Below are 25,972 nucleotides of genomic sequence, written 5' to 3' on the forward strand. Positions count from 1 at the left end.
TCTGCCTTGTTTTGGAAGGCGAATGAAAAAGTATAACGTTAAATTTTCATTGTCTTGCAAGATCCGGCAATTTCGTTGTTGGCCAGTCGTCCCCGCGATATAGTTCGCCTGCTATCTCAGGCGAGCGATGATAAGCAATCCGGCGAAATTCGGATCTGCGGATCCAAAGTTGACGAGTTCTGTCGGAGAACGTCGACAGATAACGGCGTTGTTTTATGACATCGTCGACTCGACCTTGCTCCTCAACACACTCGATCCCGAAGATTTTGGCGAGGCGCAAAGGGCCATTCACACCGCCGTCGCTTCCGTCGTCCGTCGATATGACGGGACCCTGGACCAGATTGTCGGTGATGGCGGATGTGCCTTCTTTGGCTATCCCGTCGCATCCGAAGATGCAGCGGAGTCGGCTGTCAGCGCAGCGCTGGAGATTGTGAAGCGGTGCAAGGCTTTGCAGGCGCAGGGGGAAGGCCCCTCGCTTGGCAGCGTCAGGGTTGGCGTTGCAACCGGTACGGTCGTGGTCAACGATCTGGTCCGCAATGACCTTCCGGGAGGGCATGAGGTCATCGGGTTGTCCGTCAATCTTGCTGCTCGCCTCCAGTCCTATGCGGCTCCCGACACCGTACTCGTCTCTGAGACGACCTACAGACTGACCCAAAGCGCGTTCGAGTACCGCTTCGGTGATACGATCGAGGTCAAGGGTTTCAGCGCGCCCCAACCGGTCTGGCAGCCAGTCGAAAAGCGGCTGGCCGATTCACGGTTTGAGACCAAGCGACGCTCGGATACGCCCTTGGTCGGACGTGCCCAGGAATCCGATATATGTCTGCGCTGCTGGACCGATGCAAAGGAAGGGAGAGGGCGAATCCTTTTTCTGACGGGCGAAGCCGGGATCGGGAAGTCGCGTCTCGTATCCGAGATCTCCCAAAATATCGATGGCGCACGATTCAATCGAAGACTGTTTCAGTGTGAACCTAGAGGGAATAGGCGCCCGTTCCATCCAGTGGTTGATCGCTTCCTTCGCAGCGTCAGGCAGTTTTCAGGAAGTGAGGATCTGACTCAAGGGGCTGCAAGGGCTTATCTCAGAAGGCTGGCGCCGGACGTGGGAGAGGAGGGTCTGGATGTCCTCTCGCTTCTGGCCGAGGGCGATCCCGGCGATACAGGTCTACTCGAGGTTCATGGTCAGGACTTCGGCCGCGCAGCCGTCGGTGCGATGATCGATGTTCTGACAGCGTGGACAAAACACAAACCGCAATTCATCGTTCTCGAAGACTTCCACTGGGCAGATGCTCTGACGCAATCGTTGGTGCGGGAGCTGGCTGACCGGATTGGCAATATCCCGGCGCTTCTGATCGTAACGTCCCGCGACCCGGTCGATCCTGCGCTTGCGGATCACTCCGCCGTCTCGTGGCAGGATCTTTCTCGTCTTTCGCCCAACTCGGTGGTTCAGATCCTCAAGGACATCTGGAAACCGCTGCCGGTGCCGCGAGGTCTGCCTCATTTCATTGAGCAAAGAAGTGAAGGTGTTCCTCTGTTCGTGGAAGAGGTGAGTCATCTCCTCAAGGATCGCCTAGGTCAGGCTCCCAGTACGCGGAAGGACTGGAGCGCGGTTTTGCAGGAGGGCGGCGTTTCAACACTCAAGGATCTTCTTCTCGCTAGGGTCGCAAGGCTTGGCGATGCGCGGCGGGTTGCGCAGATCGCGAGTGTGATCGGCCGTGAGTTCTCACGGCAACATATCCGAGCCATAGCAGGCGGGATATCTACGGACACGATTGATCGGCATCTGGCGGCCCTGAACGCCGGGAACATTATTCATTCCATCGATGGAGGCGGGGGACCATCATTTCGCTTTCGGCACGTGCTTCTGCAGGAGGCTGCTTATGACAGCCTGCTGAAATCCGAGCAGCGCGAGCTCCATCGCCGCGTCGTGGCCGCCACGAATAAGGCCGCCTTCCCGAGGCCGCCAGACGATGTCATGGCTTGGCACTGCGAGCGAGCAGGTCAGTTCATCGAAGCTGCGCAGTATGCGCTCGGCGCAGCTGAAGGTTGTGCCGTTCGTTCCGCCGTCCAGGAAGCTCACAACCTTCTGGCCTCCGCCGATACGTGCCTTTCACGCTTACCAGCCTCCACGCGAAAAGGGGACGTCGCGTTACGTCTGCTGGCCATCAGAGGCCCCATCGAGATGGCCCTCTATGGCAGTGGATCGCGAGAAGCGCGCCAGACCTATGAGGACGCGGTTGCCATTTGCCGAGGAAAAGGTCTAACGGATCGGGAGCAATGGTTTCCTCTTTACTGGGGATGGTGGGTCACGTCGCCGAATGCGGAAGCTGTAGATCGCTCTCGCGTGATCGTTTCCGATCTTGAGAACACGGCGGATTCGGAAATCAAGCTCCAGGCGTTGCACTGTTCCTGGGCAACGCACTTTCATGCAGGAAACCATCAGGAGTGCCTTCATTGCATCGAGCTGGGGCTGCTGCTCTATGATCCTGAACGAGCTGTCGTGAGCAGAACCAAGTATGGTGGCCACGATGCGAAGGTCTGCGCTCTTGCCGAGCGTGGGCAATCGCTCTGGTTTCGCGGAGACCGGGAAGCTGCGGTCGAGAGCGTGGAGGCGGCCTTACGCTGGGCAGAAGAGATCGAACATCTCGGGAGTATCTGCCACGCTCTGGATGTGGCACTACTTTTCCATCATTTCGAACAGAACCTTCCGGGAGTTTTGCGGCACGCCAAGCGAATGCGTGAACTGGCGGATCGGCACAACCTTCCTAACTGCGAGGCGAAGAGCGATATTTTCTCCGGATGGGCGCGCGCCCTGCAAGGAGAGGTGAAGGAAGGGCGTGATATCTTCGAACGCGGTTTGACCCATCAGCTTGCGATCGGGACCGAGGAAGATCTGCCGCTCTATCTCGATATGAGAGCCGCCACGCTCGAGCGAGAAGGCGACGACCAACGCGCCTTGCAAGCGGTCGAGGAGGCTCTCAATCATGCGAGACGGACAAGCAACGTCTTCTGGCTGCCGGAACTCTACCGGCGGCGCGCGATCCTCGGGCAAAGATGCAGTTGGGCCGCCGAGCGCGTACGTGACGATCTGCTGCACGCACTTCAACTCGCGCAAGAGCAGGGGGCCGAATTGATCGCGCAACGCGTGCGAGGCGAACTTCTGCGAATTGACCCTGGCGCGCAGCTCTGATGCGAATTCTTGCACCTCAGGCTTCCGCAGTTCCGGATCTGTTGGCCGTGGAGCAAGAGGCATCCGCCATGCGTGCGGATGGCGAGCCGCTTCGCAGATGGCTGAGCAACCTCCTCCGCCACCGTCATCGTTTTGGCATCACGCGGGTCGGCAGCTTGACTCGGTTGGATCGCGTCGGAGTTCCGGTGGTGCAAGTCGTACGGCCTCTGGCGCTTTCGAATGCCGTCTCCCAGGGCAAGGGCGTCGATATGGTCTCGGCGGCTGTTTCAGGCATCATGGAGACCATAGAGACCTGGGCGGCCGAGCGCATTCCGGAAGCTGCTTCTCATGTCTCCAAACACTCCGCCCTAAGCGCGGATTGGATGAAGTTGTTTTCTCCCTGGGCCGACAGCGTCGTGCATTCCGGCTGGGAGGCCCTCGATCTTCCGATGATCGATGGCTGGGATCTTGTTTCAAATCAGCGTGTGCCTGTGCCGCTGGCTCTTGTCGATACGATCTATACCTATCCATCGCCGCACCCGTCGGTATTTCCGCGTGTTACGACAGGACTCGGTGCGGGAGCGAGTCTGGTGGGAGCGATCGTGCAAGGTGCCCTCGAGGTCCTGGAGCGTCATGCTCTGACCAGAGCGTATCGAACGCCTTACTTCTACGAGAGATTCCAGATCGATCTCTCGACGATCAAAGATGGACCTGTTGCAGCCTTACTTCAGAGCCTGACGCAGTCGGGCCTGCTTGCGGCAGCGTGGCTCGCGAATGCGCCGGATACGCCGCCGGTCTATCGCTGCCATGTCATGGAAGCGGAATGGCCTCTCGAGCTGGCGCCGATGCCCGCGGAGGGATCCGCATGCCGTTTCACGTCCGATGAAGCGCTTCTGGCTGCTCTTCTGGAGGCCTGCCAGGCTAGATCAGCCGTCATTGCCGGAGCACGGGAGGATATGACGCGACGGATCTATCCCTCCGTCTACGAGCGCGAGCGCCTGGCCGAATGGCGCGATCAGATCCGATTGCCAGGTTCGCTGCCGTATGAGGCTGAACGGCAGACGCCACCAAGCCCTTCCACGATGCTCAAAGCCGTTGTCGAGGCCGCCGTGCGGGCAGGAGCTCGCGCAGTCATCGTGGTTCCCTTGTATGCAGATGACGAGCTGGGCATATACGTCGTTCGCGTGCTCGCACCGCCGCTGCACCTCTGGCCGAGCAGTCGACATGGATGAGCGAGTCGTCGTGTTTCTCGGTCCCACCCTGCCGCAGAAACAGGCACGAGATCTGCTCGATGCGCATTATCTGCCTCCCGTCGAACAGGGACATATCATTCAGGTCGTCCAGTCCCTCCAGCCGCGAAAGATCGTCATCGTCGATGGAGCCTTTGGCTCGGTTCCGACCGTTCGGCATAAGGAAATCCTTTGGGCGCTTGGCCGTGGCATTTCCATTTATGGGGCTGGGAGCCTGGGCGCCCTTCGCGCCGCCGAACTGGCCGGTTTCGGCATGAAGGGCCATGGACTCATCTATCGCTGGTACAGGTCAACTCCCTATGCCGAGGATGACGAGGTCGCGGTTGCCATGGCGCCTCCGGAGCTCGGTGCCGCGGCTTTGGGAGACGCCCTTATCGACATGAGGATCACATTCAGACGGGCCGCCCGCGCCGGAATCGTGTCCGAAGAACTTCGAGATCGTCTGGTAGAAATCGCTCGTTCCATCCACTTTCTCGAGCGCAGTTATTCTCAAACACTTTCGTGCGCGATGGTCGGCGTTGACGCGCAAGAGGCCTCGTGCCTGCGTGACTTGGACGAGTGGCTCCATCATCATGCCTTCAGCCAGAAGCGGGCTGATGCTGCCAGCTTGCTGCGTTGTCTGGCAACGGCGACCGATGGCTCGTTGAATGAAACCATCAACGTTCCGACGTTTCGATTGACCGAGGCTCTTGTCCGGGATCTTGAGGAGTCAGGCTTGAACGTCGGCGACTTGGAGGCGCAAAAGGAGTAGCAACCGTGGACCCAGACAGGAAGATGTGCCAAGCTTACATTCCTTCGGATGCAGAACTCTGTCATGGATGCTCCTTCCGCCGGTTGGCATGCCGCTTCCTCGGGAGCCCCGTTGCTGGGAACGCGGTTTCTCGTCTATCCGCAGGCGCCGTTTATTCCAGGTTATGAGGAGCCCGAGGCCGTCTGGATCTCGACGCCAGCCGGTGGCGTAGGGACGGGCCCGGAGGATCGCCGGATGTATGTGGTCGATCCTCTGCTGACCAAAAAGCCATATCAACGGCCGTATGCACCACCTTATGCCGGTGATCTCTATCCTCCGGCAGAGCCGGGACCGGACGGGCATTTCGATCACATTCCTCCTGGCTCCCGCCAGTTTTTGGCGGCCCACGCCTTCGCCTGCGTCAGCCGTGTCATCGATATCGCCGAAAGCTATCTCGACCGCGCGGTGCCGTGGTTCTTCCAGCCGACCTATGAGCGCCTGGAGATCGTACCGCATCTCGCCTGGACCAACGCCCAGTCGGGATATGGCTTTCTGGAGCTTGGAGAAGACGAAAGCCGAGACGATCCCTTTCCCTATGCCCTGAACTTCGACGTGATTGCCCATGAGACCGGGCATCTCATTTTGTTCGGCATTCTCGGCGTTCCAGAGAGGCTAGGGCCAAGCAATGAATACCTTGCCTATCACGAGTTCGCGGCCGACTTCGTCTCATTGATAGGCCTTATGCACTTCGATACGGCGCTGGACAGAATGCTGCGGCGCACGAGAGGCAATCTCTTCATCTCGAATGAACTCGATCGGATTGCCGAGTTGTTCGATGAGCGGCAGATTCGGAAGGCAAGCCATTCCTTGAAGCTGTCGGATGTCGGGACCGAGGTTCACGATCTGTCGCGGCCGTTCACGGGCGCGCTCTTCGATGCCCTTCTGGAAATCTTTCAGCTTATTCTTCTGGAGCGTGGATTGGCGTCCCTCGACACGCGGCAGCTCAGTTCGGTTCGAGAAAGCATGACGCAGTCCGATATCGATCGCGAGCTCATGGTTTCGAAACACGACTACCAGATCCGACATTTCGCCGTGAAATCGGCACTCCAGGAGGCTCGCGACATCATTGGTGACGCTTTGCTCGGCTCCTGGGAAGATCTGGACCCGGACAATTTTTCGTTCCGGCATGCGGCGCTGGCGCTTCTTTGGCGCATGGAACGAGGGCGGGGCCGGCGGTTCGCTGACAGGATCGAGGACAATTTTGTCTGGCGGGAGATCCTGTGACCATGACCTCTTGCACGATGCCACGGAGAGAATGAATGACCTACGGTCCCGACGTGCCGGCCCCCGGCCAAACGGATAAATTCGCCACGGACGAGATCATCCTTTACGGCGTCAAGCTCAATTCTGTCGATTCCTATGCACGCCTCGATTTGACGTGGCGGAGCGATTTTTTGCCGCCGCAGGAAACCGTGGTTCTTCAGCTGCAGATGCTGCATAGGAAAGGCAATGGTTCCTTTGCAGATTTCAAGAACAGTGAAGTCGTCATCGCTGCCATCTATGGCTATGCCTTTGAAGGACATTGCTTCCGGCCCGACAAGATCCGGATCTACGCCTTCTATTACAATGGGCCTGATTTGGGAGCGGTTGGCTGTGGATTTGATGAATCCACTCCTCTCAGCTCCAACAGCTATCGCATGTGGCGCCTGAAAATGCGCGCTCCGCTTATGGAAATCAGCGCAACGCTTGATACAGCCGAAGCTCTGATTTTGGACGCCAGTCTTCCTGGCAAGCGCGCGCCGAACACCTATGATAGTCGTATGCAAATGTCGCACAGGGGTGGGCGGCTCACCAGCTCATGATCGAAGAAGGACATAAGACGCCCTTTGATTGAGGCACTCCATCGTCTTCTCGGTGCGCTTCGGCTTCGATAAATGCGCGGGCTTCTTACGGGGACTTCTTCAGGACGTTGTCCCACTTACACGCGTCCGACTCTGCATCGGCGTCCTTAGCAATCGTGGATGCTAGTACCGCATCGCTCAGTTCGAGGGTGCAGGGACTGTTAAAACTCTCCTGGTGAAATTGGGCTGTCCAAGGGTTCGGGCGCAGACCAGCATAAACAACGACGTTCCCAGGGATGTCGTCGGTAGAGAAAATATCAACCTGTCGCGCATCGCCTGCTTCGATGTAGCCATTCCATTGAATGCCGCGGCCACTCATATCGTCGACCAGGACCCATTTGCGCGTTCCCGTAACCTTGATGGTGAGTTCGACCATCCATTCCTCCCATCCCAGGTTCTGCTGGCGACAAGGCTAAAGAAGTGCAGAGCAAGCCTGCCAACCCATGTGCATCTCAGCGTGACACAAGGTGGCAACAGCGTCGATTCACTCCAAAGAGGAGGCGCTGTCTCGTTAGACTCCATCCCGTGATGAGAAGGAAGGCGCTGGCCGTATCTTTTCTAAGCAGTGACGCGAAGCCCTCACCGGTGAGGGTCAACGTTCTGCGAGGACGCTCCCGCGGCGGGGGAGAATGCGCGAAGGCTGCTGACGATGCTTGCGGTGATGGCCAGGGCGGCGGCGATGGCCAGCGAAAGGCTCGCCGCGTTCTCGGACGCTGCGCTGAAGATCAGGGCGACCAACGCGGCGCCCGTTGTCTGTCCCACAAGCCGTGCCGTGGCCTGCATGCCGTTCGCACCTCCGCTGCGCTCCCGGGGCGCGCTGGTGAAAATCGCCCGATTATTGGGGGCTTGAAACAGACCGAAGCCTAAGCCGCACAAGGCCAATCGCCAGACGATATCGATCGTTGCGGTCTCGGTGGGCAACAGTGCCAGTGTGCCTAAGCCGACCGCCAGAATGCCAAGGCCAATGCCGCCGAGGAGGCCCGCGGAATGGCGGTCGGAAAGCCTTCCCGAGATCGGAGAGATGACGGCGGTAAGGAGCGGCCAGGCGGTCATGAGCGCGCCGATGCTTCCCTGGGACCGGCCCATCACGTTCTGGAAGTAGAATGGGAGCGCCACGTAGGCCATGGTCTGGGCGGCAAACGAGCACATGGACGTCATCACGGAGAGCGAGAAGATCCGGATCCGCAGCAGATCGAGGGGCAACATGGGAACCTTCAGAGAGCGCTGGCGCCGCACGAAAACGAATCCGAGAAGGACCGCCCCTCCAAGTTCAAGGGCGGCGACCGGCCCGTTTTCGAGGAGTGAATCAGCGCCGATGAGCAGAAGCCCGAATGTCAGCGCATTCAGAATGGCGCTGATCGTGTCGAAGGGATGCGTGGATTGTGGAGTGCGCGGCAGGACCTTGAACCCGACCGCAAGAGCCAGAATACCCACCGGAACATTGACCCAGAACAGCCAGGGCCATGATCCCCAGGACAGGATCGAGGCGGCCACCGTGGGGCCGGCGACCGAGGAGATGGCGACCATCAAGGCGTTGTAGCTGATCCCTCGTCCCAGGAGCCGATGAGGATAAATGAAGCGGATGAGCGCATTGTTCACACTCATGATTCCTGCCGCCCCGAGCCCCTGAACCGCGCGGGCGGCTGCCAAGCCGGGTAGAGAGGTCGAGAGCGAACATGCGAGGGATGCCAGCGTGAACAGTGCCAGTCCTGCGCAGAATACGCGCTTGTAGCCGAGAATGTCTCCCAGCGAGGCGATCGGCAGCAAGGCGGCCGTCACGGCGAGCTGATATGCGCTCACGATCCAAATGGCGTCGGCGGGGCGCACTTGAAACTCGGCCGCCAGGGTCGGAAGCGCGATGTTGGCGATTGCGCTGTCCAGTACCGACATCATGATGCCGAGGATTACGGCCGCGTGTGCCCAGGTTCGTTGAGGCTGCGGTATCCCGTCGGCTGCATCCATTGAGTGGTCCGTCCCATAGAAGCCTTGTGTGGAGGATGCGTGCGAGTTCGGCGAGGTCCGCGACGCGCCGGTTCCTCCTAAGGTGTTGTTCAAACTGTGGGAATGACCTTTTTCTACGGGCAGCAATAACGAGAGGGCATGGGTGCCTATTGGTCCCGCCTGAGTGTGAGATCCTAGGGACGAATCTAAGTCATCCGATCAGGTCACGCGCTGAAAAGCTCTGGACGTTCCGCTTCGACACGGGGCAGGGCGCGGAGAATTTCCGTGAGATGGTGGTGCATGGCATCTGCTGCGGCATCCTCGTCGCCAGCATCGATGGCTGCGATGATCGCGCGATGCTGGTCGATCAGGGGCCGCATAGCCTCCGGGCCGGGGAGGGTGAGTTGGCAGACGCGATCCATGTGGGCCTTGATGTCCCGGATCGCCTCCCAGGCCAATGCACAGCCTGCCCCCTCGGCCAGCGCGATGTGAAAGAGTTCATCGAAACGCTGGAATGCATCGTGATCGTCTTGGCGGGCCGCTGTCGCCTGCATTTCGAGCAGGTCGTCGATCCGTTGGCGACTCTGCCGATCGAAAGAGGAGCAGGCTTGGCGCACAATTGCTGTCTCCAAGGCTTCGCGAACGAAGCGGGCCTCCATCATCTTCCGGACCGAGATTTTCACCACCACCGTTCCGCGCTGAGGCTGAATTTCCACCAGGCGCGTGCGGGCAAGGCCGATCAGCGCCTCGCGAACCGGCTGTCGCGACACGCCATGGCGTTCGGCGATGTCATGCTCGGACAACCGGCTGCCGGGGGGGAGTTCGAGCGCAATGATCGAGCGGCGCAATTCGCTTTCGATGCGCTGGGCGGCGGATCCCCGGGTAATCGGAAGAGCGATGCTCAAAGCGTCCAATACCTTTTTTCGAAGTTGCCTTGTATGGAGGTGGATACTACCATACAAGTGTCGACCAGTCAGCCATGGAAAAATAGCGGCTGCAAAATAGCGGCGGCTTGGCCGTGTCCTGCCAAGGAATGCGAAATGACGAACGCCTTTGATCTTGCGGGGAAGACCGCCGTCGTGACGGGTGCCAATACCGGGCTTGGTCAGGCGATTGCCGTGGCGCTTGCACAGGCTGGGTCCGCTATCGTTGCCGTCGGTCGCTCGGGCATGGACGAGACGGAACGCCTGTGCCGCGACGCGGGCGCGCGCTTTCACAGCGTGAAGGCCGACTTGTCCAGTCTCGAACCGATCGAGCAGATCGTGGCGGAGAGTGTGGCGGCGGGAGAGCGCATCGATATCCTGGTCAACAATGCCGGAATCATCCGGCGTGCCGATGCGATCTCTTTCACGGAGAAGGATTGGGACGACGTGATGAACGTCAATCTCAAGACGACATTCTTCCTGACACAGGCCATTGCCCGGCGCATGATCGAGGACGGGCGCGGTGGCAAAATCATCAATATCGCGTCGCTTCTGTCCTTCCAGGGCGGAATTCGGATCCCATCATATACGGCAAGCAAGAGCGGGCTCGCCGGCTTGACCCGGCTGCTGGCCTGCGAATGGGCGGCGAAGGGCATCAACGTGAATGCCATCGCTCCAGGCTATTTCGTGACTAACAACACAGAAGCTCTTCGGGACGATCAGAAGCGCAGTAGTGAAATCCTCGCCAGGATTCCGGTCGGTCGGTGGGGTAATCCGGCAGATCTCGGTGGCGCGGCCGTCTTTCTGGCGTCGTCGGCGTCGGATTATGTTCACGGCGTCGTCCTGCCGGTGGATGGCGGCTGGCTGGCACGATGAAGAAGCTTGGCATGGATCGGAAGAAGAGCGTTTCGCCCTTCGACAGCGATGTTCAGGGAACCTGCAAGCGCCGGCATCCGGCGTAAGGTGGTTACTTGGCGACGTCACGAAGAGTGGCGCAGCGACGCTACTATCGAACACCGTTGCGGAAAATTCTCCTCCCTAGCGACACATGCGACATTCCGGCCTATACTGATAGGATGGGTCGCGGTTCCGCGTGACCGCTTGCTCTGGATGCCGTGGCCTCGACCAGCTGGTTCTCAGTTCTGGAGGAGCGCTTATGGCCAATTTCCATATCGTAGCCGGTGCAGGCGACGTTCCTGCCCATCCGGTTGTGCGCAAGATTTCGCCGGCAGATTTGAAGGACTCGCTGGTACGAGGTTTCGACGATTTCTGGGCCATGCCCTCTCACCTCGTCTTCCTCGGCTTGATCTATCCGATCGTCGGCGCATGCCTGGCCGCTCTTACCTTCACGAACAACGCTCTCCCACTTCTCTATCCACTGGCATCGGGCTTCGCGCTGATCGGTCCCTTCGCTGCCATCGGCCTTTACGAGATCAGCCGCAGGCGCGAACTGGGCCTGCCGACATCTTGGCAGGATGCGTTCGACGTGCTGCGTTCTCCCTCGATCCCTTCAATCATTGGGCTTGGTGTCATTCTGCTCGTGATCTTTCTGGTCTGGTTGAGCACGGCGCGGACGCTCTATGAATCCCTTTTCGGTTACGCTCCGCCGGAATCCTACACGACTTTCCTCAAGCAGGTTCTGACGACGCCCTCAGGCAGGCATCTGATCCTGGCCGGTAATGTTCTGGGGTTGATCTTTGCAGTCGTTGCGCTGAGCATCAGCGTCGTCTCGTTCCCGCTTCTCCTCGACCGGGACGTGGGCTTGGCTGTCGCCATCTACACGTCGGTCAAGGCGGTCGTCATGAATCCCCTGACCATGGCCCTGTGGGGGCTCATCGTGGCGGCGGCGCTGGTGATCGGCTCTATTCCGCTCTTCGTCGGTCTGGCGATCGTCATGCCGGTGCTTGGACATGCGACCTGGCATCTCTACCGGCATGTGGTGGAGCCTCCCTCGGGGGAGGAGGCCCATCCCGCGGTGTGAGCCCAACGTCTCCGATCGGACCTATCGGAGCCAGGGCGGGGCGCGGAAGATCGCGCCCCGTATCCCTCAGGATCCCAGTCCGAAGAACGAGAGCCGGGACAAAAGGGTGTAGTTGGCTTCGAGCACCATGATCGCCACGAACACCAGAACCGCTCCCAATGGCACAAGGATCGCATAGACCAGTGTCAGGCGTTCCCAGGCCATGTGCATGAAGATCGCGACGATCAGGCCCGCCTTCAGGAGCATGAAGAGTAGGATGAGCGAATATCGCAGCGCCCCTTCGAGTTGGAAGTAATCGATCAGATAGGAGCAGGTGCTCAGAACGAACAGCCATGCCCAGACCACGAGGTAGAGTTTGATCGGATGCTGTTGTCCCTGCGGATGTGCTGCTGCCTGTGCCATGTCAGCCTCTCACCAAAGATAGAACAGGGCGAAGATGAAAACCCACACCAGATCCACGAAGTGCCAATAGAGGCCCATGATCTCGACGGATTCATAACGACCTTTGCGGCTGGTGAAGAAACCTCGCCTCTGCGTGTCGAAATCGCCTCGCCAGACCTTGCGTGCAAGAATGAGAAGAAAGATCACGCCGAAGGTCACATGGGTGCCGTGGAAGCCGGTGATCATGAAGAACGTCGAGCCGAATTGGGCCGCTCCCCATGGATTAGTCCAGGGCCGGACGCCTTCGTGAATGAGCTTCGTCCATTCGAAGGCCTGCATGCCGACGAAGGTGGCGCCGAGCAGCGCCGTTGCCAGCATCAGAGCCGCCGTCTTGCGACGATCGTGGCGGTAGCCGAAGTTCACGGCCATGGCCATGGTTCCGCTGCTGCTGATCAGCACGAAGGTCATGATCGCAATCAGAAGGAGCGGCAGCGACGTGCCACCGATCGTCAGAGAGAAGACCTCGCTCGGATTGGGCCACGGCACCGTCGTCGACATCCGCGCCGTCATGTAGGCGATCAGGAAGCAGCTGAATATGAAGGTGTCGCTGAGGAGAAAGATCCACATCATGGCCTTGCCCCACGACACGTTCTTGAAGGCCTTGCGGTCGCTTGCAAGATCGGTCGCGATGGTTCGTAGGCCCGAGACGTTCGCTATGTCCTCTCGTACATCGGTCAGGGCGTGGTCCGCCATGAGCAGGACTCCTTCTATGTCAGAAGCTGACGGCAGATCGCAGCGACTTCGCCGGCCCAGCCGATCAGCACGCTCAGCAGGATGAGCCAGACGAGGAGCAGGAAGTGCCAGTATGTGGCGCAGAGATCCACGCTCAGGAGCAGCCTTTGAGGCGGCGTGCCGCGCCAAGCCTGGCTGCCTGTGCTGGCCAGCGCGATCAGTCCGCCCAGGAGATGAATGCCATGCACGCCGGTCAGGATATAGAAGAACGCATCGGCCGAGTTGGTCGCAAGCCAGTAGCCCTCGGCCATGAGCTGCCGCCAGGCGAGAAGCTGCCCGGAAAGAAAGGCCAAGGCCGCCAGTCCCCCCGCAGCAAGGCCAATCTTGAGTGCGTCCGCATCATCACGACGGGCGGCGGTTCTTGCTCCCTGGAGAGCGACGCTGCTCAGGATCAGCATGATCGTGTTGAGCCAAACGACCTGCGGGATGGGTGGCGCGCGCCAGTCCGGCAGCTGCATGCGCATGGCATAGGCGCTGATGAAAAGAGCAAACAGCGTGCCGACGACTGCCAGGAAAACCCCGAAGCCGATCTTGGCTGGGGAGGGCGCCGGCGAGAATTCTCGTGTGTCGTAAGCGACGCCCTGTTCCATCCAAGGCTTCGAGGCGATGCCCTGTTTCGCTAGCCACCATGCCGCGATGACGGCGAGCAGGCCGAGAAATACCAGGATGCTAAGCATGAGCTAGTCCCATCAGCGGCAATGTGTTCGTCGCGGGCTGATTTTGCGGGATGAAGTCCTGCTCGGCGCCGGGGACGTTGTAGTCGTAGGCCCAGCGATAGACGACAGGCTGTTCCTTTCCCCAGTTTCCGTGCGGCGGCGGCGTCTCGGGCGTCTGCCATTCCAGCGTCGTTGCCCGCCATGGGTTGCCACCGGCGACCCTGCCGTGGCGCAGGCTCCAGATCAGGTTGAAGACGAAGACCATCTGGGTTGCTCCGACCACCAGAGCCACGATGGTGATGAAGGCATTGAGCGTATGGGCCGAAGGTGGAACGAACGACATCTCGCCGATCTCGTAGTACCGACGCGGTACGCCCATGAGACCGAGATAGTGCATGGGGAAGAAGATGGCGTAGGCGCCCAGGAACGTCACCCAGAAATGGAGCTTGCCCAACGTGTCGTTCAGCATGCGTCCCGTCACCTTCGGATACCAGTGGTAGATGGCTCCGAAGATCACCAGGATTGGCGCGACGCCCATCACCATGTGGAAGTGGGCGACCACGAACATCGTGTCCGACAGAGGAACGTCGACGACCACGTTTCCGAGGAAGAGCCCCGTGAGGCCTCCGTTCACGAAGGTGATGATGAAGGCCAGGGCGAAGAGCATCGGCACCGTCAGGTGTATGTCCCCGCGCCAGAGCGTGAGGATCCAGTTGTACACCTTGATGGCTGTCGGAATGGCGATGATCAGCGTCGTGGTGGCGAAGAAGAAGCCGAAGCTGGGATTCATCCCGCTCACATACATATGGTGCGCCCAAACCACGAAGCTCAGCGCCCCGATGGCCAGGAGCGCCCATACCATCATGCGGTAGCCGAAGATGTTCCGGCGCGCATGCGTACTGATCAGGTCGGAGACGATTCCGAAGGCCGGCAGTGCCACGATGTAGACTTCCGGATGACCGAAGAACCAGAACAGATGCTGAAACAGAAGCGGGCTGCCGCCGCTCCGATCGAGGGGCTGCCCCATTTCGACGATGGATGGCACGAAGAAGCTCGTTCCCAGGGCCCGGTCGAACAGCATCATCACGCAGCCGACGAAAAGCGCCGGGAAGGCGAGGAGCGCCATGAAGCTCGCGGTAAAGATCCCCCACACGGTCAGCGGCATGCGCATGAGCGTCATCCCGCGCGTGCGGGCCTGAAGCACGGTCACGACGTAGTTCAACCCGCCCATGGTGAATCCGATGATGAAGATCATCAGGGAGACGAGCATCAGGATGATGCCCCAGTCCTGGCCGCCGGGCGTGCCGGAGAGGATGGCCTGCGGTGGATAAAGGGTCCAACCGGCACCGGTCGGCCCTCCGGGAGCGAAGAAGCTTGCCACCAGAACCAGGACGGCAAGAAAATAGATCCAGAAGCTCAGCATGTTGACGTAGGGAAAGACCATGTCCCTGGCGCCGATCATCAGCGGGATGAGATAGTTGCCGAAGCCGCCGAGGAACAACGCTGTAAGGACATAGACCACCATCATCATGCCGTGCATGGTGATGAACTGGTAATAGGCGTTGGCATCGATGAATGAGAAAACGCCCGGGAAGCCCAGCTGCAGCCGCATCAGCCAGGAGAGAACGAGGGCGACGACGCCGACCGAAAGAGCAACGATGGCATATTGGACGGCGATGACTTTCGCATCTTGGCTGAAGACGTACTTCGTCACCCAGCTCTTGGGATGATAAAGCTCAACGTCCTCGATCTCGGCGGGGATTATCGTTCCTGGACCTAGTGGGACATCAACCATCAGGACGTTCTCCTTGGCCCCTTTCAGGGGCTCTTCGATCGCACCTCTTCATGGCGATCCTGCCGCCCCTTGTCGGACAGGCTCGCTTCCGTTCATTCGGTCGGCGCGAGGCGCGCGAATTTCCGCGCTGTCTGCTCTTGCAGCCAGGCCTGATAGTCACTCTGCTCCTGGACCACGACGGTGCCGCGCATTTGAAAATGGCCCACACCGCAAAGTTCGGCGCAGAGAATGTCGAAGGTTCCCGTCCTGGTCGGCGTAAACCAGACATAGGAAATCTGCCCGGGCACCATATCCATCTTGGTGCGCAGCTCCGGCAGAAAGAAATCGTGAATGACGTCGACGGAGCGCAGGAGTGCTTTGACCGGCTTGCCGATCGGCAGGTGAAGCTCTCCGCCTTCGATGACGATATCGTCCTTCGAATTGGAATCGTCGCGGTTGATTCCGAGAGGATTATCGGGGCCGATGGCACGCGCGTCGGAGGTGCCAAGCTTGCCGTCAGGGCCGGGGAGCCTGAAGCTCCACTGCCATTGCTGGCCGACGATTTCGACGTCCGTCGCATCCTCCGGCACCGTAATGAACTGGTTCCAGACAAAAAGCCCGGGCGCCAGCATCGCGGCGACGCCGACTGCCGTTACGACCGTCAGCCATCCTTCGAGCCTCCTGTTTTCGGGCTCATAGATCGCCTGCTGTCCCGGCCGATGGCGAAAACGGAAGACGCAATATGCCATGAAGACGACGACCGCGACGAAGACGACGCCGGTGATCCAGAATGTGATGATGATGGTGGTGTCGATATAGCGCCAGTTGGAGGCGATCGGCGTCCACCACCACGGGCTGAAAAGGTGGAAGGCCACCGAGCCAATCGCGACCAGAACCAATATGAGCGCTACAGCCATTCTCGATTCATCCTCACCTGGAAAGGCTTAGGGCATGAAGTCGACGGCGATAACTTCTTTATACGCGAGGCATACGGCTAAGAAAAAGCTCGGGCTGCTTTCGATGTGAGCAGCGTCGGGCAGTATTCGCTCTTGCAGTGGATTTTCAATACACTACAGCGGAGAATAAACGGATCTTTCAGCTCGCTCGAAATCTACACCCAACAGCTTAGTTGGTCAACGAGCGCGGCGTTCCACCGCGGCTTGCGGAAGCGAGCCCATGCCTTCCAATCGGGAGGCTCCTGGCGATGCTTGAGAGGTCATCGCCGGCGACGATGCGATTCTCCCGTGTCCGTCAGTGCTGAACCGAATCAACCAGCGGAAAGCGCTGGACGATGCGTCCTGACGCATCGACGACTTCGAGATGCCAGCCGCGCCAATCCTCGGAATAGGACGGGTCGGCCGCGCGCAACTCCTCAATCGCTTCAAGGGCGGACGCCAAGGCGGCCTGGACGTTGGACACCTCCATCCCTTCTTCATCGCGGATGGCTTCCTGGCCATTTGTCAGATTGAAAAAGTAGCGCACAGGCAAGAACCAGTATCGATGAAGCTGACGCTTAAAGACAAGTGACAAGCGTCTGTCAATAAATTGCTGCAATTGATACACTATTGTCTAAATAGTTTGAAATTGTTCGTTAAATTGCCAAGCTCGCTCAGCCTTCGCGCTACGTATCTCCGGCGCTGATGTCCTCGGCATTTGCGAACAGGTTCTTGATGTCGACCCAACCCGTGCAGATCTTCATATCGGGCACGAGATAGGCGCGATCGCCGTCGAGTTGCTCGACGCGGCACTGGTAGAACCTCTTGTCGCCCGGCGGGCGATAGAGAACGGTCGAGCCGACGGCCAGCTCGTCGCCGCGAAGGGGAGCGCTATTCGCGGCGACGGGTGGGAGAGCTTCGATCGCGTCATCCGACGACGAGTAGGGCTTGCCGGCGCGGTAACGATCGAGCGCTGCAATGGCCAAGCGCGCCCGGTCGCGATACCGATCCGCGACGACTTTGAAGGGGCCACGCTCGCGGCCGGGGTACCAGGAATGGCCACCGGCCTTGGCAAGCTCGGCGGCAATGATTTCGACCTCGTCTTCCGTCATGTTTCCTCCGGGGGCCGTCAGCAAGGAGAGCAGGCGTGAGGGCACAAATATGACCGAGGCAAACGCAAGAACATCTCGGTCGTATCTTGGCGGGTTATTTCGACAATGACCATACAATCAAAGTCTTAGCTTTCCTTAAACACGTCGCTGAACTTGTGGGAGAGGCCGTGTCATCTCAGCATCAATTTCGTTGATACGATTGATCAAACAATCGCGCTGAATGCTGTGCCTCGCGTCTCACACGTTCTGTGAAATGGCCGCCGATTGACCGCGCACGCGTGGCGGCGCTTGGTGTTGAACCGTTCATGTCGTCCCTATAGACGCGGCGCGAAGGCAGGCGGAGCCGCAAAATACTTCGTCTGAACGCATCGGATCGTCGCATTTTCTGGTGTCGAGCCGACGTTCACTTCAACGTGATCTCGTGGATCCTCGTGTTCGTTGTCCTGTCGGACACCAACGCTCCACATCTACGGCGGCACGATCGCCATGACCTCCAGAGATGGAAGCGGCTGGCAGATTCCGCGCAGACGCTATTCGCCGGATGCGGTGGCTGGCGTTTCGGCAGGTTGCTGGCAGACATCGACCCAGTCTGCGCCGACGAGATCGGCCATGTGCTGCGGATCGATGCGGACCGCCGTGTGCGTTGCGCCAGCCGCCGGAACGACCTCGTCGAAGACTTTTAGCGAAATATCGCAATAGACGCGCAGGGGCGTCGCGAGGCCGAACGGGCAGACGCCGCCGACTGGGTGGCCCGTCAGCGCCTGGACCTGTTCCGCGTCGAGCATGGAAGCCTTGCCGCCGAACGCCGCCTTGATCTTGCGGTTGTCGAGCCGCACGTCGCCACGGGTCACGAGCAGGAAGCTGCGATCGCCCACGCGCAGGGACAGCGTCTTGGCGATGCGGCCGGGTTCCACCCCGTGGGCCTCGGCGGCCTGCGCGACGGTCGCGGTGCTCGTCGTCTTCTCGATGATGCGGATTTCCGGAGCCTTCTGGGCGAAGAAAGCGCGAACGGACTCAAGGCTCATGGCCGGGGCTCCTGCTCAGGTAAAACGGTGCCGGACGAGAACGGGTTCATGAGGCATAAACGATCCGGCCACGACTAGGGAAGGCCGCCGATCGGCCTCTACCTTGCCGGGGCGGACCGGATGTCCCATGTCCACGGGGCTGCGGGGTTCAACCGGGAGGCGGATATGAGGATCGGCATCATCGGCGCGGGCCATATCGGAGGCACCTTGGCGCGACGTTTCACGGCACTGGGCCACGATGTCTCTGTCGCAAACTCCCGCGGCCCCGAAACGCTCGGCGATCTCGCCCGGGAAACCGGCGCGAAGGCTGTCTCGGCGCGGGAGGCGGTACGCGACAAGGACCTCGTGGTCGTCACGATCCCGGAGAAGAATGTTCCCAACCTGCCGGCTCACCTCTTCGACGAGGCACCGAAGGATCTCGTGATCGTAGACACTTGCAACTACTATCCGCAGCAACGCGATGGGCGCATTGCGGAGATCGAAAACGGCCTCACGGAGAGCGGCTGGGTGTCCAAGCAGCTCGGCCGCTCCGTCATCAAAGCGTTCAACAACATCTACGCCGCGCATTTGCTTACAAAAGGGCAGGCGCCCGGGACGCCGGGCCGCATCGCCCTGCCGGTTTCGGGAGATGATCCGAAGGCGAAAGCGGTCGTCCTGCGGCTTGTCGACGAGCTTGGCTTCGATGGCATCGATGCTGGTGGGCTCGACGGGTCGTGGAGACAACAACCCGGCACGCCGGTCTATGGCACCGATCATGACGCAGAGGGTGTCAGGCGCGCCCTCTCGGAGGCGAAGCCAGAGCGTGCGCCGGAGTGGAAGGCCTGAGAATCGAGGTTAGGTGACCGGCTCCAGCGCCTCCAGCACGTAGCGGGCCACGAGTTCCGAGGATTGCGGATTCTGGCCGGTGATCAGATTACCGTCCTTGACCGCGAAAGCTTTGAAATCCGGTCCGCGCTCGAACCGGCCGCCGAGCTGCTTGAGGCGATCTTCCAGGAGGAAGGGAACCGCTTTCGTCAATCCGACGCTCTCTTCCTCGCTGTCGGTGAAGCACGAGACGCGCCGACCGTCGACCAACGGCTTGCCATCCTCCCGTTTGGCCGAGACAAGGCCCGCCGGTCCGTGGCAAACCGCACCGATGATCTTTCCGGCATCGAACATGGCGCTGACGATGCGAGCGAGGGTTGGATCGCTCGCTGCGTCCCACATCGGCCCGTGGCCGCCGGGCAGGAAGACGGCATCGAAGACGGAGGTGTCGATATCGACGATCGAGGGCGAGTGACGGGCAGCCTGCATCGCTTCCTCATCCGCCAGGAAGCGGGCGACGGATTCGGGAATGTCCTGCTGGCCCCTGGGCTTTTCACCGGATTCCGTCTCGGCCTGACTCGGAAGACTGCGCGGGTCGAACGGGATTTCACCACCCTTGATCGATGCCAACGTCACTTCCGCACCGCCGTCGAGAAGAGCGTAATAGGGAGTGGCGAGTTCCTCGAGCCAGACACCCGTGCGATGTCCCGTATCGCCCATGTGGTCGTGAGATGTGGCAATAACCAAGACTCTCTGACGCGACATCGTCTTCCTCCGGCTCGACACTGTCTCGGAGACAAACTGGCCGCTATGTTTCCGGCAAAGTTCGCGTTCCGACAGCCAGCTTATCTGTGCCGTTACGGCAGATCGGCAAGGCAAGAGGACCCACAAAGCCGTCCCAAAATGTGGCGAAGACGAGTAATGGTGGCTTCTTCATCCGGCTAAGGGCGCGGCAGAGCCCAGCCGAGATTACCCCAGAGTTTCCTCGAAGAACGTGAGGAGCCGCTTCCAATGGCGCTCGGCTCCCTCGGGGTTGTACTCGCCATGGTCGGGAACGGCCCAGCCATGTCCCATCCCGACGTAGTTTTCGATCACGTGATCGATCTCCGCCTCGCGCAGGGCGAGTTCGAGCCGGGCTGATTGATCCGGGGGGAAGCTCTTGTCGATCCCCGCCGAACCCACATACACCCTGGCCCTCATCGTTGCGACGTGACGGTGGGGGCTGTCAGGCGTGTCGGCGGCCAGATTGCCGCCATGAAAGCTCGCGGCGGCGGCGATGCGATCGGGATAGGCGGCAGCACCATTGAGCGCCCGCGCGCCGCCCATGCAATACCCGACCGTACCGATGCGACCCGTGGCGCCTTCTTGTTCCAGAGCCTGGAGAAACGCCCCGGTGTCGCGCTGCGTCATCTCCTGGCTCGTGCCCTTGATCATTCCCATCAAAGCGGTGCGGCTTGCCTCATCGGAAAACGCGGTCTTCGCGTCAAAGGGGCCATAGGCTCCAAACCGATAGAGAAGATCGGGGACGAGCACGATGTAGCCGGCATCGGCAAGGCGCTGTGCCATGCCTTCGAGTGCGGGACGGAGCCCGAAGGCATCCATATAGAGAACGACACCAGGCCGGTTGGCCGCCGGCGCTCGCCGGCTGATATCGGGATGCACGATCAGGGCCGGTGCCGACCCGTCTTGGGTCTCGATTGCAATCTTTCGCGTTGCCACGGCATTCCTCCCACGTGTTCGATATGTCGGGTCGTCACTTAAAGGGCCGGGCTGCTCGCTTCCCGCCGCAGGGCAATCCAGAAGGCGAGCTGGCCCAGAAGGCCGGTTCCGGCCAGCACGACACCGGCGGCCAAGGCCGGATTGCGGCCCAGCCCGGCCAGCGACGTACACATCGCACCGATAACCATCTGTGCAAAACCGTAAAGACCGGCTGCGGATCCGATCATTTTCGGATTCACGCTGACGGCCTTCGTCAATGCAGCAGGACTGGCCATTCCTGCGCCGAGGGTGAAAAGAAACATCAGGGCGAGGGTGGAGAAAACGGTCATCTGACCTGTGAGGACCACTGTCAGGAATGCCAAGGCACCCAGGACGCTGATCACGTTGGCGCCCACCATTAACCGCTCGATCGCCACGCGGCCGATCAGACGTCCGGCCAGAACGCTTCCGAGCGAGACACCGACCACGAGAATCCCGAGATAAAGCCCGATATCGTGCTGCGGTTGATGCAACTGATCGACGAAGATGAACGGGGCCGCCGCGATGAACGCATACATGGACGTGGTGGCGCAGCCGCCGCCGATGGCGAATCCGAGAAAGATCGGGGAGCTCAGCAGACGCTTGTAGTCGGACGCCAGGGAAAGAACGCTGATCGTCCCGCTGGGCCTGCCGGTCTCTGGAAGCAGCCTCCAGGCGAAGATCAGATTGGCAATGCCGAGGGCGCTCAGCACCAGAAAGATCGACCGCCACCCGAGCGACGCAGCCAAGGTGCCGCCGATGAGGGGTGCCAGCCCGGGCCCCACCGTCGCCATCAGGTTCATCAGGGCAAGCCGGCGCGCCGCGTCCTCGGATCCGGCCGTATCGCGCACCATGGCGCGGCCCAGAACCAGGCCCGCGCAGCCGCCAAGAGCCTGAACCAACCGAGCCCCGATCAGGACGCGGATGTCGGGCGCGAGGAGCGCGGCCAGCCCGGCAGCCGTGTAGAGCACGAGCCCTATTATGAGCATCGGCCGCCGCCCGAAGCAGTCGGAGAGGGGACCGTAGACCAACTGCCCGACTGCCAGCCCGATGATGTACAGGCTGATGGTCATCTGCGTGGCCGCGATGCTGGCGTTGAGATCCCGTGCCGCGACCGGCAGGGCTGGCACGAACATGTGCATCGCCAGGGTGCCGCTGAAAGTGATCAGCACCAGGAGCCAGAGCGCCGGACGACCTTGAGGAGATGAGATCACGCCGAGAGGAATCCGGCGAGAGCTTTCGGATCGACGTTGCCGCCGCTGATGATGACGCCGACCCTCTTGCCGCGGCAGGGGACGATGCCGTTGAGAGCGGCTGCGGCCGCGAGGCAGCCTGTTGGCTCGACCACGATCTTCATCCGCTCCACGAAGAAGCGCATCGCATCTACCAGCATGGCGTCGGACACCGTCACGATGTCCTCCGCCAGGGCCTGGATGATCGGGAAGGTCTTCGAGCCGAGATAGGTGGTCTGGGCTCCATCGGCGATCGTGGTCGGAACGGAAATTCGGACGATCGAGCCGGAGCGGAAGGATTGCTGTCCGTCATTGCCCGCCTCCGGCTCGACGCCGAATACACGACATTCCGGGGACAGCGCCTTGGCCGCGAGGGCGCATCCGGCCAGGAGACCACCGCCGCCCAGGCAGACGAGGAGCATGTCGAGGGGGCCGACCTCCTCGATCAATTCCTTCGCGGCGGTGCCTTGGCCCGCGATCACATCCTCATGATCGTAGGGTGGGATCAGGGTGAGACCGCGCTCGGCTGACAACTGCCGCCCAATGGCCTCCCGGTCTTCCTTGTAGCGATCGAACAGCACCACCTCGCCCCCATAGGCCTTGGTGGCCGCCACCTTCATGGCGGGAGCATCGTGAGGCATGATGATAACGCGCGGCACGTCCAGGAGCTGCCCGGCATAGGCGATGGCCTGGGCGTGGTTTCCGGAAGAGAACGCGACGACGCCACGCTTCTTCGCATCCTCCGGAAGGCGGGCGATGGCATTGTAGGCGCCACGGAATTTGAAGGCGCCGGCGCGCTGCAGATTTTCGGCCTTGAAGAACAAGGTCCCACCGGTGCGTGCATCGGCCGTCCGGGACGTCAGGACGGGCGTGCGATGCGCCACGCCCTCGATACGTTGGGCCGCGGCGACGACATCCGCATAGGTCGGCGAGGCGGGGAGAGGAGAGGGGGCATCCTGTCGAAGAGACGTGCTCATGGACCTTTTCTCTGTCTCGGAGGAAAACGATTACACGGCTTCCTCGTCAGGCTCAGGGCCGCGTGAAATCGTTTTCACGCACGCCGCACCGCGAATTCCTACAGCAAAAAATTCGCCGTGGCACTTTAGAAGCCTGCCAGAACCTCTGCATCTGGGGCATGGGAAAAGCGAATGGGCGCATGGCCGTTCGCGTGGGTGGAAGGCCCTTACGCCTTCGTTGCCTCCTCACGGTGGAACATCCGTTCATCCGCACGGTTCACCGAGCACCGCATTTCCGGGGGCGATCCCTTTAATTCTACGAGCAATAAGGTGCGCCATGGCTCAGACGGTCAGCGACTTCTTGGTTCAGCGCTTAGGCGAATGGGGCGTGCGCACCATTTTCGGCTACCCGGGAGACGGGATCAACGGCGTCCTTGGGGCCCTGAACCGGGCCGATGGCGCGTTCGACTTCATTCAAGTCCGCCATGAGGAGATGGCGGCGTTCATGGCGTCGGCCTATGCGAAATTCTCGGGAGAGCTCGGCGTCTGCATGGCGACGTCGGGACCCGGGGCAACCCACCTGATCACCGGGCTTTACGATGCCCTGCTCGACAATCAACCGGTTCTCGCCATCGCGGGCCAGCAGGCGCGGGCGGCCATCGGCGGGCATTATCAGCAGGAGGTCAATCTCGAAGCCGCGTTCCAGGACGTGGCCCGTGCCTTCGTCCATCAGGCCGCGTCGGCTCCGCAAGTCAGGCATCTGGTGGACCGAGCAATCCGCATTGCGATCGCCGAGAGGACCGTGACCGCTCTCATATTGCCCAATGATCTCCAGGAGGAGGCCTATAAGGACCCTCCGCGCAAGCACGGCACGTTGCATTCCGGTATCGGCTATGCGGAACCGAAGGTGGTCCCCTACGAGCAGGATCTAGAAAGAGCCGCCGACGTGCTGAACAGCGGTCAAAAGGTGGCGATCCTGGTCGGGGCTGGCGCGTTGCATGCGACCGATGAAGTCATCGCCATCGCCGACAAGCTTGGCGCTGGCGTCGCCAAGGCTCTCCTCGGCAAAGCGGCGGTTCCGGATGATCTTCCCTTCGTGACCGGGTCCATCGGGCTCCTGGGCACCAAGGCGAGCTGGGACATGATGAATGAATGCGACACGCTGCTGATGGTCGGCTCGAACTTCCCTTACTCGGAGTTCCTGCCGAAGGAGGGGCAGGCGAGGGGCATTCAGATCGATATCAAGCCGGGCTTGCTCAGCCTGCGCTATCCGATGGAGGTCAATCTCGTAGGCGACAGCGCCGAGACGCTCCGCGCGCTGCTGCCGCTGCTCGAGCGCAAGGCGGATCGTTCCTGGCGGGAGCGCATTGAGGCGAACGTCGCCGAGTGGTGGCGCGACCTGGAAGCCCGCGCCATGTCATCCGCCAATCCGGTCAATCCCCAGAGAGTGACCTGGGAACTTTCGCCCCGCCTGCCTGATCGGGTGATCGTGACGAGCGATTCGGGATCCTGTGCCAATTGGTATGCACGCGACCTGAAATTCCGCCGCGGAATGATGGGCTCGCTCTCCGGCGGGCTCGCCTCCATGGGGGCCGCCGTTCCCTATGCGATCGCCGCGAAATTCGCCCACCCGGACAGGCCGGTGGTGGCTCTCGTCGGGGACGGCGCCATGCAGATGAACAACATGGCGGAGCTGATCACGGTGGCGAAATACTGGCAGCGCTGGACCAACCGGACATGGATCTGCTGCGTGTTCAACAACGAGGATTTGAATCAGGTCACGTGGGAGCAGCGGGTGATGGAAGGGGATCCGAAATATGAGGCCTCTCAGAACCTGCCGAACGTGCCCTACCATAAGTTTGCGGAGCTGATCGGGCTCAAGGGCATCTATGTGGACGATCCGGACAAGGTCGGAGCGGGCTGGGACGAAGCCTTCGCCAGCGACAGGCCGGTCGTGATCGAGGTGAAGACCGATCCAAACGTGCCGCCGCTTCCGTCCCACATCAGCCTGGACCAGGCCCGCAAGTTCATGTCGAGCCTTCTCCACGATGATCCCGATCGGCGCGGCGTGATCGTGGAGACGGCCAAGCAGGTGATCGACACCGTCCTTCCCCATAGGGAATGAGAGCGGTCAGCGATCCTTGAATGCGTCGGCGATCTGGTTCATGCCGGCCCGGATCGCTTCCACGGCGGCGTTGGCTCCGGCGCTCAGGGCATGGCGCTGCGCCAGCCAGGCCGGATCGTTGTAGGTCAGCCAGACCCGGCCTTCCTCATCTTCCCAAGCGAGGGCCTTGAAGGGCAGGTCGATGCCGATGGTCTGGCGATCCTGCATCAAGGGCGTTCCCGCCCGAGGATTGCCGAAGATCAGCAGTTCGGTCGGGCGCAGGTCCATTTCGACCCGATCGGCGTTCGCCCCATGGTCGATGCGGGCGAAGATGGTCAGGCCCTTCGATTCCAATAGCGCCACCAGACGGTCCATGGTCTCCCGAACCGAGACGGGGCTGGGAATCGAGATCAGACCGTTTTCCGCCATGGGAGTCTCCAGAACGCGTTGGGTAGGGTATGCTTCCGCTTATCACGAAGGCTGGCCGGTGCCATAGATATCGGACAGCCGACTGCCCGGGGCTTATGGCCGCTACCTTCCGTCCATTTGACTTCCCCCCGGCTTTGAGAGACATG

At 60.7% G+C, this 25,972-nt stretch carries 25 protein-coding genes; 9 read left to right on the forward strand and 16 right to left on the reverse strand.

Annotated features, from left to right (window positions below):
* Positions 1-127: 127 nt before the first annotated feature.
* The 5 genes from K9B37_RS10925 to K9B37_RS10945 all read left to right on the forward strand — a co-directional run bounded on the left by K9B37_RS10925 (position 128) and on the right by K9B37_RS10945 (position 7,005).
* Positions 128-3,184: an ATP-binding protein gene (locus K9B37_RS10925; RefSeq protein WP_224313115.1), complete on the forward strand. Its 3,057-nt coding sequence runs from the start codon at positions 128-130 to the stop codon at positions 3,182-3,184.
* A gap of 68 nt (positions 3,185-3,252) precedes the next feature.
* Positions 3,253-4,395 carry a YcaO-like family protein gene (locus K9B37_RS10930; protein ID WP_224313116.1) on the forward strand — a complete coding sequence of 381 codons (1,143 nt, stop codon included), beginning with the start codon at positions 3,253-3,255 and terminating at the stop codon, positions 4,393-4,395.
* Positions 4,388-5,164 carry a TfuA-like protein gene (locus K9B37_RS10935; protein ID WP_224313117.1) on the forward strand — a complete coding sequence of 259 codons (777 nt, stop codon included), beginning with the start codon at positions 4,388-4,390 and terminating at the stop codon, positions 5,162-5,164. The genes K9B37_RS10930 and K9B37_RS10935 overlap by 8 nt, the downstream gene beginning before the upstream one ends.
* 63 nt (positions 5,165-5,227) lie before the next feature.
* Positions 5,228-6,427, forward strand: coding sequence for a gluzincin family metallopeptidase (locus tag K9B37_RS10940; protein ID WP_224313118.1), 1,200 nt, complete (start codon positions 5,228-5,230; stop codon positions 6,425-6,427).
* 35 nt (positions 6,428-6,462) lie between these two features.
* Complete coding sequence (locus K9B37_RS10945; protein WP_224313119.1) at positions 6,463-7,005, forward strand: hypothetical protein; 543 nt, start codon at positions 6,463-6,465, stop codon at positions 7,003-7,005.
* An 85-nt stretch (positions 7,006-7,090) separates the two neighbouring features.
* Here the strand turns inward: K9B37_RS10945 and K9B37_RS10950 are convergent, their stop codons facing one another.
* The 3 genes from K9B37_RS10950 to K9B37_RS10960 all read right to left on the reverse strand — a co-directional run bounded on the left by K9B37_RS10950 (position 7,091) and on the right by K9B37_RS10960 (position 9,890).
* Positions 7,091-7,420 carry a hypothetical protein gene (locus tag K9B37_RS10950; RefSeq protein WP_224313120.1) on the reverse strand — a complete coding sequence of 110 codons (330 nt, stop codon included), beginning with the start codon at positions 7,418-7,420 and terminating at the stop codon, positions 7,091-7,093.
* 203 nt (positions 7,421-7,623) lie between these two features.
* On the reverse strand, positions 7,624-9,006 hold the full coding sequence (locus K9B37_RS10955; protein WP_224313121.1) for an MFS transporter: 1,383 nt from the start codon (positions 9,004-9,006) through the stop codon (positions 7,624-7,626).
* A 203-nt stretch (positions 9,007-9,209) separates the two neighbouring features.
* The gene (locus tag K9B37_RS10960; RefSeq protein WP_224313122.1) at positions 9,210-9,890 is read right to left on the reverse strand and encodes a GntR family transcriptional regulator; all 681 of its coding nucleotides are present in this window, start codon (positions 9,888-9,890) and stop codon (positions 9,210-9,212) included.
* Positions 9,891-10,025: 135 nt separating this feature from the next.
* Here K9B37_RS10960 and kduD point away from each other — a divergent pair, with 135 nt between their 5' ends.
* The gene (gene kduD, locus K9B37_RS10965) at positions 10,026-10,784 is read left to right on the forward strand and encodes a 2-dehydro-3-deoxy-D-gluconate 5-dehydrogenase KduD (RefSeq protein WP_224313123.1); all 759 of its coding nucleotides are present in this window, start codon (positions 10,026-10,028) and stop codon (positions 10,782-10,784) included.
* A gap of 280 nt (positions 10,785-11,064) precedes the next feature.
* Positions 11,065-11,889: a DUF2189 domain-containing protein gene (locus K9B37_RS10970; RefSeq protein ID WP_224313124.1), complete on the forward strand. Its 825-nt coding sequence runs from the start codon at positions 11,065-11,067 to the stop codon at positions 11,887-11,889.
* Positions 11,890-11,955: 66 nt separating this feature from the next.
* On the opposite strand, the gene K9B37_RS10975 is transcribed toward K9B37_RS10970, so the two are convergent.
* The 8 genes from K9B37_RS10975 to K9B37_RS11010 form a co-directional block, all read right to left on the reverse strand.
* A complete protein-coding gene (locus K9B37_RS10975) occupies positions 11,956-12,291 on the reverse strand; it encodes a cytochrome C oxidase subunit IV family protein (protein WP_224313125.1) in 336 nt (111 codons plus the stop codon).
* Positions 12,292-12,300: 9 nt separating this feature from the next.
* Positions 12,301-13,023 (reverse strand): heme-copper oxidase subunit III family protein, encoded by a 723-nt coding sequence (locus K9B37_RS10980; RefSeq protein WP_224313126.1) that lies wholly within the window; start codon positions 13,021-13,023, stop codon positions 12,301-12,303.
* A 14-nt stretch (positions 13,024-13,037) separates the two neighbouring features.
* On the reverse strand, positions 13,038-13,739 hold the full coding sequence (locus K9B37_RS10985) for a cytochrome c oxidase subunit 3 (protein WP_224313127.1): 702 nt from the start codon (positions 13,737-13,739) through the stop codon (positions 13,038-13,040).
* Positions 13,732-15,513 (reverse strand): cytochrome c oxidase subunit I, encoded by a 1,782-nt coding sequence (ctaD, locus tag K9B37_RS10990; protein ID WP_224313128.1) that lies wholly within the window; start codon positions 15,511-15,513, stop codon positions 13,732-13,734. Before ctaD ends, K9B37_RS10985 begins: the two co-directional genes overlap by 8 nt.
* Positions 15,514-15,605: 92 nt before the next feature.
* Positions 15,606-16,409, reverse strand: coding sequence for a cytochrome c oxidase subunit II (locus tag K9B37_RS10995; RefSeq protein WP_224313129.1), 804 nt, complete (start codon positions 16,407-16,409; stop codon positions 15,606-15,608).
* 334 nt (positions 16,410-16,743) lie between these two features.
* Positions 16,744-17,046, reverse strand: a complete 303-nt coding sequence (locus K9B37_RS11000; RefSeq protein ID WP_224313130.1) for a DUF6894 family protein — start codon at positions 17,044-17,046, stop codon at positions 16,744-16,746.
* Between the two features lie 67 nt (positions 17,047-17,113).
* On the reverse strand, positions 17,114-17,539 hold the full coding sequence (locus K9B37_RS11005) for a hypothetical protein (RefSeq protein ID WP_224313131.1): 426 nt from the start codon (positions 17,537-17,539) through the stop codon (positions 17,114-17,116).
* A 530-nt stretch (positions 17,540-18,069) separates the two neighbouring features.
* Positions 18,070-18,564, reverse strand: coding sequence for a YbaK/EbsC family protein (locus tag K9B37_RS11010; protein WP_224313132.1), 495 nt, complete (start codon positions 18,562-18,564; stop codon positions 18,070-18,072).
* Between the two features lie 165 nt (positions 18,565-18,729).
* Here K9B37_RS11010 and K9B37_RS11015 point away from each other — a divergent pair, with 165 nt between their 5' ends.
* Positions 18,730-19,389, forward strand: a complete 660-nt coding sequence (locus K9B37_RS11015) for an NADPH-dependent F420 reductase (RefSeq protein WP_224313133.1) — start codon at positions 18,730-18,732, stop codon at positions 19,387-19,389.
* 9 nt (positions 19,390-19,398) lie between these two features.
* On the opposite strand, the gene K9B37_RS11020 is transcribed toward K9B37_RS11015, so the two are convergent.
* The 4 genes from K9B37_RS11020 to K9B37_RS11035 all read right to left on the reverse strand — a co-directional run bounded on the left by K9B37_RS11020 (position 19,399) and on the right by K9B37_RS11035 (position 23,314).
* A complete protein-coding gene (locus K9B37_RS11020) occupies positions 19,399-20,133 on the reverse strand; it encodes a type 1 glutamine amidotransferase domain-containing protein (protein ID WP_224313134.1) in 735 nt (244 codons plus the stop codon).
* A 204-nt stretch (positions 20,134-20,337) separates the two neighbouring features.
* Complete coding sequence (locus K9B37_RS11025) at positions 20,338-21,087, reverse strand: dienelactone hydrolase family protein (RefSeq protein ID WP_224313135.1); 750 nt, start codon at positions 21,085-21,087, stop codon at positions 20,338-20,340.
* A 38-nt stretch (positions 21,088-21,125) separates the two neighbouring features.
* On the reverse strand, positions 21,126-22,319 hold the full coding sequence (locus K9B37_RS11030) for a multidrug effflux MFS transporter (RefSeq protein WP_224313136.1): 1,194 nt from the start codon (positions 22,317-22,319) through the stop codon (positions 21,126-21,128).
* The gene (locus K9B37_RS11035; RefSeq protein ID WP_224313137.1) at positions 22,316-23,314 is read right to left on the reverse strand and encodes a threo-3-hydroxy-L-aspartate ammonia-lyase; all 999 of its coding nucleotides are present in this window, start codon (positions 23,312-23,314) and stop codon (positions 22,316-22,318) included. Before K9B37_RS11035 ends, K9B37_RS11030 begins: the two co-directional genes overlap by 4 nt.
* Before the next feature lie 316 nt (positions 23,315-23,630).
* Between K9B37_RS11035 and K9B37_RS11040 the strand changes: the two genes are divergently transcribed.
* Positions 23,631-25,418 (forward strand): thiamine pyrophosphate-requiring protein, encoded by a 1,788-nt coding sequence (locus tag K9B37_RS11040; RefSeq protein WP_224313138.1) that lies wholly within the window; start codon positions 23,631-23,633, stop codon positions 25,416-25,418.
* A 6-nt stretch (positions 25,419-25,424) separates the two neighbouring features.
* On the opposite strand, the gene K9B37_RS11045 is transcribed toward K9B37_RS11040, so the two are convergent.
* Positions 25,425-25,826: a DUF302 domain-containing protein gene (locus K9B37_RS11045; RefSeq protein WP_224313139.1), complete on the reverse strand. Its 402-nt coding sequence runs from the start codon at positions 25,824-25,826 to the stop codon at positions 25,425-25,427.
* Between the last annotated feature and the right edge of the window lie 146 nt (positions 25,827-25,972).

Source organism: Microvirga puerhi (genome assembly GCF_020089865.1).
In the GTDB taxonomy this organism is placed as follows: domain Bacteria; phylum Pseudomonadota; class Alphaproteobacteria; order Rhizobiales; family Beijerinckiaceae; genus Microvirga; species Microvirga puerhi.

Excerpts from the sequence above, each read along its gene's own strand:
- K9B37_RS10975 (WP_224313125.1), bottom strand. The coding sequence starts at position 12,291 with ATGGCACAGGCAGCAGCACATCCGCAGGGACAACAGCATCCGATCAAA.
- K9B37_RS11020 (WP_224313134.1), bottom strand. The coding sequence starts at position 20,133 with ATGTCGCGTCAGAGAGTCTTGGTTATTGCCACATCTCACGACCACATG.
- K9B37_RS10995 (WP_224313129.1), bottom strand. The coding sequence starts at position 16,409 with ATGGCTGTAGCGCTCATATTGGTTCTGGTCGCGATTGGCTCGGTGGCC.
- K9B37_RS11040 (WP_224313138.1), top strand. The coding sequence starts at position 23,631 with ATGGCTCAGACGGTCAGCGACTTCTTGGTTCAGCGCTTAGGCGAATGG.
- K9B37_RS10985 (WP_224313127.1), bottom strand. The coding sequence starts at position 13,739 with ATGCTTAGCATCCTGGTATTTCTCGGCCTGCTCGCCGTCATCGCGGCA.
- kduD (WP_224313123.1), top strand. The coding sequence starts at position 10,026 with ATGACGAACGCCTTTGATCTTGCGGGGAAGACCGCCGTCGTGACGGGT.
- K9B37_RS11045 (WP_224313139.1), bottom strand. The coding sequence starts at position 25,826 with ATGGCGGAAAACGGTCTGATCTCGATTCCCAGCCCCGTCTCGGTTCGG.
- ctaD (WP_224313128.1), bottom strand. The coding sequence starts at position 15,513 with ATGGTTGATGTCCCACTAGGTCCAGGAACGATAATCCCCGCCGAGATC.
- K9B37_RS10980 (WP_224313126.1), bottom strand. The coding sequence starts at position 13,023 with ATGGCGGACCACGCCCTGACCGATGTACGAGAGGACATAGCGAACGTC.
- K9B37_RS11035 (WP_224313137.1), bottom strand. The coding sequence starts at position 23,314 with ATGAGCACGTCTCTTCGACAGGATGCCCCCTCTCCTCTCCCCGCCTCG.
- K9B37_RS11010 (WP_224313132.1), bottom strand. The coding sequence starts at position 18,564 with ATGAGCCTTGAGTCCGTTCGCGCTTTCTTCGCCCAGAAGGCTCCGGAA.
- K9B37_RS10970 (WP_224313124.1), top strand. The coding sequence starts at position 11,065 with ATGGCCAATTTCCATATCGTAGCCGGTGCAGGCGACGTTCCTGCCCAT.
- K9B37_RS10945 (WP_224313119.1), top strand. The coding sequence starts at position 6,463 with ATGACCTACGGTCCCGACGTGCCGGCCCCCGGCCAAACGGATAAATTC.
- K9B37_RS10950 (WP_224313120.1), bottom strand. The coding sequence starts at position 7,420 with ATGGTCGAACTCACCATCAAGGTTACGGGAACGCGCAAATGGGTCCTG.
- K9B37_RS10935 (WP_224313117.1), top strand. The coding sequence starts at position 4,388 with ATGGATGAGCGAGTCGTCGTGTTTCTCGGTCCCACCCTGCCGCAGAAA.
- K9B37_RS11005 (WP_224313131.1), bottom strand. The coding sequence starts at position 17,539 with ATGACGGAAGACGAGGTCGAAATCATTGCCGCCGAGCTTGCCAAGGCC.
- K9B37_RS10930 (WP_224313116.1), top strand. The coding sequence starts at position 3,253 with ATGCGTGCGGATGGCGAGCCGCTTCGCAGATGGCTGAGCAACCTCCTC.
- K9B37_RS10925 (WP_224313115.1), top strand. The coding sequence starts at position 128 with ATGATAAGCAATCCGGCGAAATTCGGATCTGCGGATCCAAAGTTGACG.
- K9B37_RS11015 (WP_224313133.1), top strand. The coding sequence starts at position 18,730 with ATGAGGATCGGCATCATCGGCGCGGGCCATATCGGAGGCACCTTGGCG.
- K9B37_RS10940 (WP_224313118.1), top strand. The coding sequence starts at position 5,228 with ATGGATGCTCCTTCCGCCGGTTGGCATGCCGCTTCCTCGGGAGCCCCG.
- K9B37_RS10955 (WP_224313121.1), bottom strand. The coding sequence starts at position 9,006 with ATGGATGCAGCCGACGGGATACCGCAGCCTCAACGAACCTGGGCACAC.